10 protein-coding genes are annotated in these 15581 nt (G+C 46.4%); 8 read left to right on the top strand and 2 right to left on the bottom strand.

The annotated features are described in order from the left end of the window. Nucleotides 1-6: 6 nt before the first annotated feature. Nucleotides 7-2694 (bottom strand): TonB-dependent receptor, encoded by a 2688-nt coding sequence (locus C9991_RS12690; protein ID WP_106812903.1) that lies wholly within the window; start codon nucleotides 2692-2694, stop codon nucleotides 7-9. Between the two features lie 204 nt (nucleotides 2695-2898). Beyond that, nucleotides 2899-3882 (bottom strand): ROK family protein, encoded by a 984-nt coding sequence (locus tag C9991_RS12685; protein ID WP_198643818.1) that lies wholly within the window; start codon nucleotides 3880-3882, stop codon nucleotides 2899-2901. Between the two features lie 204 nt (nucleotides 3883-4086). Between C9991_RS12685 and C9991_RS12680 the strand changes: the two genes are divergently transcribed. The 8 genes from C9991_RS12680 to C9991_RS12640 all read left to right on the top strand — a co-directional run bounded on the left by C9991_RS12680 (nucleotide 4087) and on the right by C9991_RS12640 (nucleotide 15486). Then, on the top strand, nucleotides 4087-4758 hold the full coding sequence (locus C9991_RS12680; protein ID WP_106812902.1) for a LysE family translocator: 672 nt from the start codon (nucleotides 4087-4089) through the stop codon (nucleotides 4756-4758). Between the two features lie 30 nt (nucleotides 4759-4788). Continuing rightward, a complete protein-coding gene (locus C9991_RS12675) occupies nucleotides 4789-5349 on the top strand; it encodes a DUF4924 family protein (RefSeq protein ID WP_106812901.1) in 561 nt (186 codons plus the stop codon). A 10-nt stretch (nucleotides 5350-5359) separates the two neighbouring features. Continuing rightward, nucleotides 5360-6928, top strand: a complete 1569-nt coding sequence (locus C9991_RS12670; RefSeq protein ID WP_106812900.1) for a peptide chain release factor 3 — start codon at nucleotides 5360-5362, stop codon at nucleotides 6926-6928. Nucleotides 6929-6973: 45 nt separating this feature from the next. Further along, entirely contained in the window at nucleotides 6974-8197 is a 1224-nt protein-coding gene (pepT, locus tag C9991_RS12665) for a peptidase T (RefSeq protein WP_106812899.1), read from the top strand. 336 nt (nucleotides 8198-8533) lie between these two features. Then, the gene (locus C9991_RS12660; protein WP_157949469.1) at nucleotides 8534-9277 is read left to right on the top strand and encodes a hypothetical protein; all 744 of its coding nucleotides are present in this window, start codon (nucleotides 8534-8536) and stop codon (nucleotides 9275-9277) included. Nucleotides 9278-10566: 1289 nt separating this feature from the next. Beyond that, complete coding sequence (locus C9991_RS12650; RefSeq protein ID WP_106812897.1) at nucleotides 10567-12840, top strand: cation:proton antiporter; 2274 nt, start codon at nucleotides 10567-10569, stop codon at nucleotides 12838-12840. Between the two features lie 99 nt (nucleotides 12841-12939). Continuing rightward, nucleotides 12940-14151 (top strand): pyridoxal phosphate-dependent aminotransferase, encoded by a 1212-nt coding sequence (locus C9991_RS12645; protein WP_106812896.1) that lies wholly within the window; start codon nucleotides 12940-12942, stop codon nucleotides 14149-14151. Between the two features lie 81 nt (nucleotides 14152-14232). Further along, nucleotides 14233-15486: an ABC transporter permease gene (locus C9991_RS12640; protein WP_106812895.1), complete on the top strand. Its 1254-nt coding sequence runs from the start codon at nucleotides 14233-14235 to the stop codon at nucleotides 15484-15486. Nucleotides 15487-15581 lie beyond the last annotated feature (95 nt).

The raw sequence follows: 15581 nt of genomic DNA, 5'->3' as shown, positions 1-15581 counted from the left end.
TGTTGCTTAGAAGTTAATCTTCAGACGTGTGCTGAATGTACGGCCAAATGCGTAGAAACCATAGATGGTGTTCTCGTTAGCCGCACCCGACTGCGGGTTCCATGCCTTGCCAAGGTACTGATAGTCGAAGAGGTTGTTGACATTGGCAGAAAGTGTAGCATTAAGACCCGAAATCTTGAACTTGTAAGAAGCGTTTACGTCTACCTGGCTTGCAGCAGGAATCTTCCAAGGCTCAACAACGGTGTTGGTCTTGCCAAGTGTAAGGTTGCTGCCGCTAATTGAGTAGTAAGCATAGTTGCGACCGTAGTAGGTCCAGTCGGCACCAATACGGAACTGCTTTGCAAGCTTAACTGTAGCGCCAAGGGCAGCTGTTGTCTGTGCCGATCCACCTACGCGAACTCCCTTAAGGTTGATACCAGTCTTAAGATGATCGTCAGCACCTACGCCGCTGGCAATAGTTCCATCCTTGGTAAGAGGAGCGCCGCTATCATCGTAAACCATACCAGTAGCGTTGCTATCCCACTTCCAGTCGCCGATAGAGAACATACCGTTAACATCAAGCCAGTAGAGTGGCTCTGCCTTAACCTCAAGCTCAATACCCTTGTGCAGAGCGTTAAGACCAGTCATGTTTACATAAGCATCTACATTACCTACTGTAGAAGCCTTGGTCATAGTCTTGTCGAGCCACTTTGTCCAGTAGCCGTTTACGTTAACTGTAAGCCACTTGAGACGATAGCCGTAGCCAAGTTCCAACGAAAGCACCTTCTCGTTCTTAGCATCTGGGTTGGTTACGTTGCTTGCCATAGGTGTAAGGAATGCACCATAGTTGAACTTAGGAGCGCGGCTGATGTAGCCAGCATTAAAGAACACGTTGTGCTGGTCGGTAATATTGTAGTTGGCACCACCCTTAACAGTAAAGCCGATATAGCTCTTTGTATCCGACTTGGCGTGCTGCTTGTCGTAGAACAAGCGGTCGTAACGCCAGTAAGAAGTATTAGAGAGCGAGCCCGAAACAAATGCCGAAAGATCTTTCTTAGAATATTCTGTCTGGAAGAAAGCACCCTCCTGAACAACATGACCATCGAAGTCGCGGTATACAGCATCGCCTACACCAAGCTTCTTGTATACCCAACTCTGGTCGGCAGCATTGGCGTTGTTGTACGACTTAACCTTCTTGCGTGTGGTATCAATAAAATACTGGCCACCATAGAGGTCAACAATCTCGTTGCGGTGTGTACCCTTGTATGCGCGGAAGTCGATACCTCCATAGAAGTCGATGTCCTTTGTAATCTTGGTGTTGTATGTAGATACAAGGCCATACCAGTTGTGATAGTTCAGCTGCTTGGCCATAACAAGCATAGAGCCATGCTCTGAGGCTGCGTTGATATCCTCGATAGCTCCATAGTCGAATGTGCCGTCTGCCTTGCGATACTTGGTCTGGAACACGCCCTTGTTTACGCCATACCAGTCCTGATAGCTGTAACCATAGTCTTCGTTACCCTGGCCGCTATAGCCATAACCACGACCTATAGACATGTAGAGCACAGTACTGAGCGACGACTTGTCGTTGATTTGCCATTGGTGGTTAAGACTGAGCTGTGGCTTGTGGTAAACGTTGTACTCGGATGTACGACGCTGGCCGTTGTTGTCGAAGCCGTATGTAGGGTTGTACTTATGGTCCATTATACCATATACCTGCTCTGCCATCTTCCAGTCGGCAAGCTTCATGGCACTCTTACGCTGATAGTGCTCCTGAGGAGCGCCAAAGGCTGTGAACGAGAGCTGATGAGCATCGTTAATGCGCTTAGAGATGTTGAGGAAGTAGGTATAGCCACTAAAGTCGGTACCCTGGGCATAGCCGTCGCCCCATGTCTTAGATCCGAGCAATGTCATAGCCCAACCTGTCTTTGAAAGACCGGTAGAAACTGTGAACATCATCTTGTTCATGTTGTCGTTGCCGATGCCATAGTAGAAAGAACCGCCCTTCTTGGCCTCAAGCGACTTGGTGATGATGTTGATTGTACCACCTACCGAAGGAGCCGACACCTTAGAGGCACCCAATCCGCGCTGTGTCTGCATAGTGCGTGTAACGTCTGTCAGACCAGCCCAGTTTGACCAATACACGTTCTGGTTCTCCATATCGTTCATCGGCACACCATTTACCATAACGGCAATATTGGTGTTGTCGAATCCACGCATGTAGATTTCAGAGTCGCCATAGCCGCCACCCTCTTTGTTGGCATGTACGCCTGGGGTAGACTTAAGTATCTCAGGGAACTCCTGAGTACCAATCTTCTCCTCAATAAACGACATTGGCACCTGCGATACAGCAACTGGAGTCTTGCGTGCCACAGCCATCTGTGAGGTTACAACCACATCCTTAAGAACCTGTCCATCGGTTGTCATAACGATGTTGCCAAGCTCGCCGTTGCCGGCAACCTTAACAGTCTTCTGCTTGTAGCCGATGTACTGAATCGAAACCTCCTTGGCTCCACTTACACCCTTTACAGCAAAAGCTCCGTCAATGTCGGTAACAACCTTGACATTCTTTACAGATACAGTAGCTCCGATAAGCGGCTCGCCTGTCTCTGCATCAACAACCTTACCTCTAAGCACCGATTGTGCCATTGTGGTAGATGTACCCGCCATAGCGAGCGCACTCACAACGAGGAGATGTTTTAGATGATTTTTCATACCTTAAACTAACTTAAATTAAAAAATTTAACATTACTTGCATTAAGCAACTAAAAAAAGCAACCATAAAAATCATGTTTATATGGTTGCATTTTTTATTAAGTAGTGATAATACAAGGATTTGTCGTTTAACTCCCGTTAACATCGGGCGAAGCCATAACTTCCTTCAACTCCAAACACTATCACCACTACCTATATGTACTATTATTCCTGAATATCCCAACCTACAGCCGATGCACCAAGCACAGCAGCCGAAGCTCCGTCAAGACCTGAAACGAGGAACTTGGCCTTGCCCTTATATGTGCCAAGAACCGACTCGTTGTAAGCCTTCTTGATAGGATTCATTATTAGGTCGCCTGCCTTTACCAATCCGCCGAAGAAGATGAAAGCCTCTGGCGAGCAGAATGTAGCGAAGTCGGCACAAGCCTCTCCAAGAATCTTGCCGGTAAACTCGTATATCTCGTTGGCAAGCTTGTCGCCCTTTGAAGCGGCAATCGACACATCGTAAGAAGTAATCTTCTCAGGGTCGAGGTCGCGCAATAATGAAGGCTCGTCGCTATTGGCAAGGAACTCGCGTGCAGAACGTGCCACACCCGTAGCCGAGCAATATGTCTCCAAACAACCCTTACGGCCACAACCGCAAGTACGTCCGTTCTCTCTTCTAACGATAACATGACCAAGCTCGCCTGCAAATCCATCGGAACCGTAAACCAGCTGACCGTTAACCACAATACCCGAACCTACGCCTGTGCCAAGAGTAATGACGATGAAGTTTTTCATACCACGAGCTACGCCATATATCATCTCGCCTATGGCTGCAGCATTAGCATCGTTGGTAAGAGCTACTGGAATGCCGAGACGGTCGGAGAACATCTTTGCCAATGGAACAATACAGCTGCGGGCCCAATCCAAATTGACTGCATACTCCACTGTACCGTTATAATAGTTGGCATTAGGAGCACCTATACCCATAGCCTTGATTTTCTCAATACCGCCTACCTGATCAATAATTAGCTGCAAAGCCTCAACACAGGCATCTACATAAGCCTCGGCGTTTTCGCCATAGCCTTGAGTCTTGATAGATGTTGTGGCCTTGATGTCGCCACGGCTGTCAACAATGCCGAAAACAGAGTTAGTGCCTCCGAGGTCCAAACCGATTACATAGGGTTTCAAAGAATCTTCTGTCATGATTATTCGTTTTGATTTTGTAATTAATAGTTGAGATAAAACAAACTCCATGCGATGCGAAAGGATTTGATGTAGTTTTTATCGCACCCTTATATATACATGTAGCTCTACATTGAGCAAAGGTATTAAAAAGTTGTAATACTACAAAGGTTTTAACGCTAAAATTTGCCCAATTCATCGAAATTTCGCAATTTTGCAGCCGTTATGCAGTTTCCTATACAATTAGACATTTTAGACTTCGTATTCAAAGGAATACTTATCGGACTTATGGCATCGGCACCAATGGGCCCGGTGGGCGTGCTATGTATACAGCGCACGCTTAACAAAGGCCGATGGTATGGCTTTATTACAGGTATCGGAGCCTGCGTGAGCGATATCATCTACGCACTCTTTACCGGATTCGGAATGAGTTTTGTCATGAACTTCGTGGGCAACGAGCACAACCGCTTCATTCTACAGATAAGTGGTAGCGTTGTGTTGCTGTTGTTCGGTATCTATTGTTACCGCTCCAACCCCACAAAAAACATGCACAAAAGCAATAAGAATCAGAAGGGGACATTGGCACACAACGGCATCACGGCTTTTCTCGTTACGTTGTCCAACCCGCTTATCATCTTCCTCTTCATCTTTCTCTTTGCCCAGTTTGCCTTCGTCGTTAACGATCGTCCGTTTGAGATGACTGTTGGCTACGCAAGCATTATACTCGGAGCTATGCTGTGGTGGTTTGGACTTACATGGCTCATAGACAAGGTTAGGGGCAAGTTTGACAACAACGGCATTTTGCTCATCAACCGCGTAGTGGGATGCATCGTCGTAATCTTCTCGGTTATAATGTTGCTCGGCACGGTGTTCAACCTCTATAAACTTCCATACTAACAATTTTAGCTCTAAGCAAACCTTATATTTATGTTCATAGCTCAGGAATTAAGAAAGAAGAGCACAGCCGAATTTGTGCTCTATATGTGGCAGGTGGAAGACATCATACGCGCTTACGGATGTCAGCTGTCGCGCATAAAAAACGAATATATCTCGCGATTTGCCAACTATACCGACGAGCAGCGAGAGGAAATGGTAGACTGGTACGGCGACCTTATCACGATGATGAACTCGGAAGGTAAACGCGAGAAGGGACATCTTACAATCAACCAGATTGTGGTGCAGGACATGAACGAACTGCACAACCAACTGCTGCAAAGCTCACGTTTCCCATTCTACAACTCGGAATACTACCGTGTGCTGCCATTTATAGTGGAGCTGCGCAACCGTGGCGACAAAGACTGCAACGAGATAGAAACCTGTCTGAATGCGCTATACGGCACTATGATGCTGCGCCTACAGAACAAGACCATAAGCCCCGACACACAGCATGCAATAAAGGAGATTTCAACCTTATTGGGCATGCTGAGCGACTATTACATCAAAGACAAGACTGAAGGTCTGAAGTTCGACGACGACGAAGAAATGTAAAGAATTTATTATGAATCAAGAAATAGAACGCAGGCGAACATTCGCCATTATATCACATCCTGACGCCGGTAAGACAACACTAACCGAGAAATTCCTTCTCTTTGGTGGACAGATTCAGGTGGCAGGTGCAGTTAAAAACAACAAGATACGCAAGACTGCAACATCCGACTGGATGGAGATAGAGAAGCAGCGCGGTATCTCGGTGTCTACATCTGTTATGGAGTTCGACTACGAGGGATACAAAATCAATATTCTTGATACACCGGGTCACCAGGACTTCTGCGAGGATACATACCGCACTCTTACTGCTGTCGACTCGGCTATTATCGTGGTAGACGGAGCTAAGGGTGTAGAGACACAGACACGCAAGCTGATGGAGGTGTGCCGTATGCGCAATACTCCGGTTATAATCTTTGTAAACAAGATGGACCGCGAGGGTCGCGACCCATTTGACTTGCTCGACGAACTTGAGGAAGAGCTAAAGATTAGCGTGCGTCCGCTGTCGTGGCCTATCAACATAGGCGTAAAGTTTAAGGGCGTATACAATATATACGAGAACAAACTCGACCTCTTCAAGCCCGACAAGCAACGTGTTACAGAGAAGGTAGAGGTAGACATCAACTCGGCCGAACTGGATGCACATATTGGCGAAGACGATGCCAAGCAGCTGCGTGACGATATAGAGCTTATCGACGGCGTTTATCCTGAGTTTGATGTCGAGACTTACCGCTCGGCCGAGGTTGCGCCAGTATTCTTTGGCTCGGCATTGAACAACTTTGGTGTTCAGGAGCTACTCAACTGCTTTGTAAAAATTGCCCCGTCGCCTAAGCCAACAAAGGCCGAGGAGAGAGTGGTAGAGCCTGAGGAGCAGAAGTTTACTGGCTTCATATTCAAGATTACAGCCAACATCGACCCTAACCACCGTTCGTGCATCGCCTTCTGCAAGGTGTGCAGCGGCAAGTTCGAACGCAACAAGCCTTATCTGCACGTGCGCCAGGGCAAGACTCTGCGTTTCTCGTCGCCAACACAGTTTATGGCACAACGCAAGAGCACTATCGATGAGGCATGGCCTGGCGATATAGTGGGTCTGCCAGACAATGGCATCTTCAAGATAGGCGACACGCTTACCGAGGGCGAGAAGCTACACTTCCGCGGACTGCCTTCGTTCTCGCCAGAGATGTTCAAATATATCGAGAACGACGACCCAATGAAGTCGAAGCAGCTTGAGAAGGGTATCAACCAGCTTATGGACGAGGGTGTGGCTCAGCTGTTTGTCAACCAGTTCAACGGCCGCAAGATTATCGGTACCGTAGGACAATTGCAGTTTGAGGTTATACAGTATCGTCTGGAGAACGAGTACAACGCCAAATGCCGCTGGGAACCCGTTCATCTGCACAAGGCATGCTGGATAGAGAGCGACGACGCCGAGGAACTCGACCAGTTCAAGAAGCGCAAGTATCAGTATATGGCAAAGGATCGCGACGGACGCGACGTGTTCCTTGCCGACTCTGGCTACGTGCTGTCTATGGCGCAGCAAGACTTCAAGAACATCAAGTTCCACTTTACAAGCGAGTTTTAAGCAAAGAAGGTGTTATCACCATCATTAACATAAAGTCTTAGAAAAATGGATATTACCGAAAGATTCTTAAACTACACCAAGTTCGACACACAGTCGAGCGAAGATTCGGAGACAGTACCGAGCACCTCGAAACAGCTTGTCTTCGCCAAGTACCTTAAAGAGGAACTGGAGCGTGAGGGACTGAGCAACGTCGAAATGGATGAGCAGGGCTACATCTATGCCACATTGAAGGCAAACACCAAGAAGGAGATTCCTACTATAGGATTTATCTCGCACTATGATACATCTCCCGATTGCAGCGGAGCAAACATACATCCGCGCATCGTGAAAAACTATGACGGAGGCGACATTGTGCTGTCTGAGGGCATTGTGTCAAGTCCTACCAAATTCCCAGAACTTAAGGCTCACATCGGCGAGGACATTATCGTTACCGATGGAACCACTTTGCTCGGAGCCGACGACAAGGCTGGCATAGCCGAGATTGTTCAGGCTATGTGCTGGCTGCGCGACCATGACGAGATTAAGCATGGCGATATTCGCGTGGCTTTTAATCCAGACGAGGAGATTGGTATGGGCGCTCACCACTTCGATGTGGAGAAGTTTGGTTGCCAATGGGCTTATACTATCGATGGCGGCGACTTGGGCGAACTTGAGTACGAGAACTTCAACGCAGCCGGTGCAAAGGTTCACATCAAGGGCGTAAGCGTGCATACTGGTTATGCCAAGGGCAAGATGGTTAACGCGTCACGCTTGGCTGTGGAGTTTGCCGAGATGATTCCGGCTGCCGAAACTCCTGAGGAAACCGAGGGTTATCAGGGCTTCTATCATCTGCTGGGCATAAACTCGTGCTGCGAGAAGGCAACATTGTCGTACATCATACGCGACCACGACCGCGAGCGCTTTGAGGACCGCAAGGACTTTATCGAGGATTGCGTAAAGAAGATGAACGAGAAGTGGGGCGAAGGAACCGTAGCTGTAGAGCTGAAGGACCAGTACTACAACATGAAGGAGAAGATTGACCCCAACATGCACGTGATAGACATCGTGCTTAAGGCCATGCAGGACAACGGCGTTGCTCCTAAGGTGCAGCCTATACGTGGCGGTACAGACGGCGCACAGCTGTCGTTCAAGGGTCTGCCTTGTCCTAATATATTCGCTGGCGGATGCAACTTCCATGGCCCTCACGAGTTTGTGAGCATACAGGTTATGGAGAAGGCTATGCAGGTTGTAATAAAGATATGCGAGCTGACTGCTCATTTCAACGACTAATATCACACATAATAAACAATCAAGGGAGGTACGGCTTATGACCATACCTCCCTTGATTGTTTATGGAACTACGATTATTCGCATGGGGCATTTCCATTAGTCGCGTGAAGCATTTCCATTAGTCGCGTGAGGCATTTCGGCTAATCGCGTAAGCCGATATAAACAATCTCTTGTTGCAACTATGTGCTCGAAAAAAAATTTCTTCCGAAACAACACTTCCATATTTGTTTTGACTAATAATTTAGACCTTATTTTCTTGTTGCTTAAACAAATTCTCATTAATTTTGCAGTCGAAAGTTTAACAAACTAATTATGCAAGTTCTAAACTTTGGAAAGATGGAAAAGATTAAATTTTTAGTTTTGGCTTTGCTTCTTTTTGCCTTTGGCAATTCAAAGGCGCAAGTAATCAATAATAAAGCAGACTCAAACAGAGTTTGTTTGTTCGATGTGCTTGGAAACAAGCAGTATGATGCTAATTCTGAAAAGATTTCCATTGTTACTGCTTTGGAAGAAACTACGCAGTTGATAGAAGGCACAGAAGCTTACAAACGTACCGCTCTTGTTGTTTATACAATTTCAGATTCCAACGGCAAGAGAGACGTAAAACGAAAAGTGTTGGATGAGGAAAAATGGCAGAATGATTCTTTTATACAGGAGCATAAAAAGAATGTTGCCAATTTGATAGGGACTCCTTTAACACTTACTTTCGTATCTCGTAATTCTAATAAAAAAGGATGCTATCCTTGTAAAAAATCAATCGTTGATGACTCTACGATTTATACAATCAATGAGTTTAATGAGAAAATGGGTGATTATCATGTCCTCAGTTTTAAGTTAAACTTTACTGGAATTACAGAAAAATTGCATTTTGCTTCCCGTGCTTCAAAGTTGTACCTAAATGACTTAAAGCAAGTAAATACAACATGGATGATAAATGCCTATGTTGGGAAGAAATCCTATGGCTGCAATGTTTTGAAGGAAAAACTAAGCATACTCAATGTTTATTATGTAACTCCAAAAGAAGCAAAAAGTATATATAAGTCTAAGAACTTGACTTTGACAAAAATACTTAGGAAATAATTAGCTGAAAGAACACGCGGCTTTCCAATGTCCACGAAGCGATTATACGACACAGCTTTCGGGAAATATGACTTCATCGTACCCTTGATGAAGAATAGGTAGTAGTGCTTGAAAATACGGAATGTACCAAAATACAACAAAATGGTCATGATTTCACTGTCGGACAACGACGCTTGGCGACGTCTACGCTTGACTCCGCTGTTGTCTTCAAGTAGATTTCCTGCATTTTCTGCATCAAAATGTTTGCAAAACTCGTCTATACATTCTATCACATATAGCCTTTAGAATGAAACCTACTGAAAATAAGGTTCATTCGATATTTGGAGTGATACAAGCTGGAGTTTATCGTGGAGGTTGGCGTCTTGATGTTCGTATAATGAACGTATAATTTTACTTGTAGTTCTTTTGTCTGTAGTTCCCACAGAATGCACAGACCACACAGAAGCCTACGGGCTTAAGCTTTTCGAATCCACAGAATGGCCTACGCTTCGCGATGCAAGAATCCACAGAAATGATTGCTTGCGCCACCAAAGGCGGCGAATCATGCTTAACCTCGGGTTTGTATTATTGATTGCTGCGGAGGCCGGAGACCTCCGCTACTATATAAACTTGTTACAATATAATAAACTATTATTATCACTCCATTTTCCTGATGCCTCCCAAAATCTTCCAATATTCCAGTTCTTCCAATTCCAATAAGTGTATGTTCATGTCAACCCGCTTTCTAAAGATTATATAATTAATTAATTATTAATTAGTTATATATATATAAGAGAATGTGACAATACGTTGAAAATTAATTGGAAGAACTGGAATTGGAAGAATTTTCACAACCTACTTCCCTATAAAAGGCTTATTTTCAGCAGGTTACATTCTAAAGACCATATTGAATATAATGATAATATCAGTACAAAAAACCAACACGGATGTTGAAAAACCTTGCTAAAAGTATAAAATTAGTGCCTATTTGCTGTAGAAAGTGTAAAAAAAATGTTTGAGAGCCAATCGTACCAAAGCTTTCAACTAACCAATGTTTAATGTTTGTGGCGCATAATATAGGTTTTCTCGAGCAATTTTGGAAGAAAACAAGCATATTACGGTTATTTTTAAATGTATAGGACCATAAGAACGTATCGCACCTATAAACTGCAATTTACACTTCTATCACTCCAAATGTCGGATGAACCATTTTTTTAGACAAGACAACAAAACCCCGCCAATGTTGCACTTGTTTTAAAAACAATTCGTTACCTTTGTATACCAATAAGAAACAAAACGAAATATATAATATGTCAGAAGTTCCAACCCTTATCAACGACCTCGCCCTTATACTTATAGTGGCAGGTGCGGTTACGATACTATTCAAGAAGCTCAAGCAGCCTCTTGTCCTTGGCTACATCATGGCTGGCTTCATCGTAAGTCCGCACATGCCATACACCATGTCTGTAATCGACAATACCGACATCAAGACCTGGGCCGACATTGGCGTGATGTTCTTGCTCTTCTCCTTGGGCCTGGACTTCTCCTTCAAGAAGATTGTAAAGATGGGCATATCGCCAGTTATAACCACCCTTACCATCATCTTTGCCATGATGACGCTGGGCATAGTTGTAGGCCATGCCTTCGACTGGAAACGCATGGACTGCATATTCCTTGGCGGTATGCTTGCCATGAGTTCCACCACCATTATATACAAGGCATTCAGCGATATGGGACTTAGGCAGCAGAAATTTGCCGGACCCGTTATGAGCGTGCTGATACTTGAGGACGTGCTTGCCATTGTGATGATGGTTATGCTGTCGGCATTGGCAAGCGGAGCCAATCCTGATGGAGGCGAGATGATAGGCTCGGTTATGAAGATAGGCTTCTTCCTTGTGTTGTGGTTTGTGGTGGGCATATTTGCCGTGCCCCTTTTCTTGCGAGCCACACGCAAGTTTATCAACAACGAGACGTTGCTTGTAGTGTCGTTGGGCCTATGCTGCCTTATGGCCGTAATATCCACCAAGGTAGGATTCAGCTCGGCTTTTGGCGCCTTTGTTATGGGCAGCATACTTGCCGAGACCATAGAGGCAGGCAAGATAGAGAAGCTTGTGGCACCCGTAAAAGATCTCTTTGGCGCTATCTTCTTCGTGTCGGTGGGCATGCTTGTCAACCTTAACATCATCATCGAATATGCCGTGCCTATAGGCGTGCTGGTACTAACGATACTTGTAGGCCAGGCTGTATTCGGCACCTTCGGATTCCTTATAGGCGGACAGTCGCTTAAGTCGGCCATGCGTTGCGGATTCTCCATGGCGCAGATAGGCGAGTTCTCTTTCATCATCGCCTCATTGGGTCTGTCGCTTAAGGTTACGGGCGAATTTCTCTACCCTGTGGTCGTGGCAGTATCTGTAACCACAACCTTCCTCACACCTTATATGATACGTGCCTCTGTGCCGTGCTATGGCGTGCTTGAGCGCCGCCTGCCAAAGACATGGATACGCGCTCTGAACAACATCACCCTATCCCACCCCTCTTCTGCCCCTAAGGGCAACTGGCATAGCCTTATAGCCCAGATGGCGCGCATTACGACCGTATATTCCATATTGTCCATAGCCACCATCGCGGTTATGTTCTCGTTTGTGCTGCCTTTCGTACGCCGAATGATGCCGCACATGCATTGGTGGGCCAACGGCATATGCGGGGTGCTTACAATATTGTTCATAGCCCCATTCCTAAGAGCCATGGTGATGAAGAAGAACCACTCGGAGGAGTTTAAGGCACTATGGGGCGAGAGCCGCATGAACCGCCTGCCGCTGCTTGTAACCATATTTGTGCGACTGATTATAGCGTCGGCATTCGTGTTCTATATATGCAACTACCTTACACGATTTACCAATGCCCTGATGCTGACGGTTGCCGTGGCTGTGGTATTTATAATGATTCTGTCGCGACGACTGAAGAAACAGAGCATACTGATGGAGCGTCTGTTTGTACAGAACCTGAGGTCGAGAGACATCGAACAGCAGGTATTGGGACTGAAGAAACCTCTGTACGAGGGACATCTGCTGGACCGAGACATACACATATCCGACATCGATGTGCCCGAAAACTCGACATGGGCTGGACATGGACTTGCCGAACTGAGGCTGAGCAACCGCTTTGGCGTGCACGTAAGCAGCATATTGAGAGGACACCAACGCATCAATATTCCTGGTGGCGACGCCATTATATTCCCAGGCGACCGGCTTCAGGTGATAGGAAGCGACTCGCAGCTGGCAGCCGTACAAGCAGCCATAGACGGCGACATTGTGCCCGAAGACCCAAACATAGAGAAACGCGAGATGCGACTATCGCAGATTGTGATAGACCGACACTCGCCATTCGTGGGCAAGACATTACCCGAAACCGGCATACGCAACCAATACGACTGTATGGTTGTGGGCAGAGAGGAGGGTAAGGAGAATCTGTCGATGGTAAACTCAACATACCGCCTGAAACTGGGCGACATAATATGGATTGTGGGCGAAGAGGAAGCCATACAACATCTGACAGAAGCCAACAAAGGAGCAAAAAGACAATAGCAAGATCAATTTATAAGCAAAAAATTTTGCGCTTAACCCTATTTGTCGTAACTTTGCATTCTACAGATACAACTTTTATCAACATAAAAAAGTACGCAAATGCCAGAAATTTCAGTACGCGGACTAGAAATGCCCGAATCGCCAATTCGTAAATTGGCTCCTTTGGCTGCTGATGCCAAGAAGCGGGGTATCAACGTCTTCCACCTCAATATCGGACAGCCCGACCTGCCCACACCACAAGTTGGACTTGATGCACTTAAACACATCGACCGCACAGTCCTTGAATACTCACCATCACAAGGTTATCTGTCGTATCGCCAAAAGCTTACAGGCTACTACAAGCGATTCAACATCAACGTGGACGCAGACGACATCATCATCACGGCTGGAGGTTCGGAGGCTGTGCTCTTCGCATTTATGTCGTGTCTTAACCCAGGCGACGAAATCATCATTCCTGAGCCTGCATACGCCAACTATATGGCTTTCGCCATCTCGGCTGGCGCAAAGATACGTACCATCGCAACCACAATTGAGGAGGGGTTCTCGCTGCCTAAGGTGGAGAAGTTTGAGGAGCTTATCAACGAGCACACACGCGCAATCCTGATATGCAACCCCAACAACCCTACCGGATATCTGTACACCCGCAGAGAGATGAACCAGATACGCGACCTCGTGAAGAAATACGACCTATACCTCTTCTCTGACGAGGTTTACCGCGAGTATATCTATACTGGTTCGCCATACATCTCGGCTTGCCACTTGGAGGGTATCGAGCAGAACGTAATTCTTATCGACTCTGTTTCCAAGCGATACAGCGAGTGCGGTATACGTATTGGCGCCTTGATAACAAAGAATGCCGAGGTTAGAGCTGCCGTTATGAAGCTGTGCCAGGCACGTCTGTCGCCTCCTTTGTTGGGTCAGATTGTGGCAGAGGCTTCGCTCAACGCTCCCGAAGACTACTACCGCGACGTATACGAGGAGTATGTGGAACGACGCAAATGCCTTATCGACGGACTAAACCGCATTCCGGGCGTTTACTCGCCAATACCTATGGGCGCATTCTATACCGTGGCTAAGCTGCCAGTAGACGACAGCGAGAAGTTCTGCCGCTGGTGCCTTGAGGAATTCTCGTACGAAGGTGAGACCGTAATGATGGCTCCTGCCGCAGGCTTCTACACCACACCAGGCGTAGGACGCAACCAGGTGCGTATAGCATACGTGCTTAAGAAGGACGACCTTGAACGTGCGCTTATCGTGCTGCGCAAGGCTCTTGAGGCTTATCCTGGACGCGTGGACGACCTTAATGTGTAAATTGTAAATCATTATTTAGGAGGGTGTGTTGTTGCACACCCTCTTATAATATATAGAAATGTACTTCTATAATATATAGAAATGAACTTCCCACTTTTTATAGCCCGACGCATTTACGCCGACAATAACGACAACCGACAGCAGGTGTCAAAGCCTGCCATACGCATAGCTACGGCTGGAGTGGCTATAGGATTGGCGGTTATGATACTGAGCGTGTGTGTTGTGCTTGGATTCAAACATACCATACGCGACAAGGTGGCTGGATTTGGCAGCCATATACAAGTGGCCAACTTCTATACACAACAGTCGGCTGCAACCGACGTGCCTATAGTGATTAACGACTCGCTGGTTAAAATCCTGCAACACACCCAAGGCATCAAGCATGTGCAACGCTTTGCCATGAAGCAGGGCATTCTGAAGACCGACAACGACTTCCTTGGCGTTATGTTCAAGGGTGTAGGACCCGACTTCGACACCACCTTTATTCATCAGAATATGGTGGAAGGCAGCATACCCAAGTTCTCAGACAAGTCGAGCACCAACCGCATCCTTATATCGAACACAATGGCTCAGAAGCTACGCGTAAAGACTGGCGACCGTATCTTTGCCTACTTTATAGGCGACGGCGGGGTGCGCACCAGAAGGTTCAATATAGCGGGCATCTACCAGACCAATCTTTCACAGTACGACAAGACAACGTGCTTCTGCGACATATACACGGCACAAAAGCTGAATGGATGGACAGAAGACCTGGCTACGGGAGCCGAATTGACGGTAAACAACTTTGACAGTCTGCGACATACTGCCGACATCCTTACACAACGCGTAAACCGTACGCAAGACCAATATGGCAACACATACTCGTCGAAGACCATACGCGAACTGTCGCCACAGATATTCTCTTGGCTCGACCTGCTCGACCTTAACGTGTGGATTATACTTGCCATCATGACTGCCGTGGCTGTGGTTACCATGATTAGCGGACTGCTTATCATCATCCTCGAACGCACAACGATGATTGGCATACTAAAGGCGTTAGGAGCACGCAACTCTACCGTGCGACACACCTTCCTGTGGTTTGCTGCATTCATCATAGGCAAGGGCCTGATTATTGGCGACGTAATTGCCTTGGCTATAATTATACTACAGAAGACAACAGGCATCGTAAAACTTGACCCCGTAACCTATTATGTAGACACGGTTCCGGTAGAAATCAACTGGCTCTTCATCATAGCCCTCAACATCGCCACATTATTGATAGCCATGTTTGTGCTTATAGCACCAAGCTATCTAATATCGCATATACATCCGGCAAAGTCGATGCGCTACGAATAATAACAATGGGACATAAGGACACATAAAATAGTGCTTATGTCCCATTATTGTTTAATATTACCACAAAAATGTTCTACTTAGCTTATTGCACAGAC

It is taken from the genome of Prevotella merdae, from assembly GCF_900290275.1.
In the GTDB taxonomy this organism is placed as follows: domain Bacteria; phylum Bacteroidota; class Bacteroidia; order Bacteroidales; family Bacteroidaceae; genus Prevotella; species Prevotella merdae.
The sequence above is the reverse complement of the archived record's forward strand: the minus strand, read 5'-3'. Positions and strand labels throughout refer to the sequence as shown.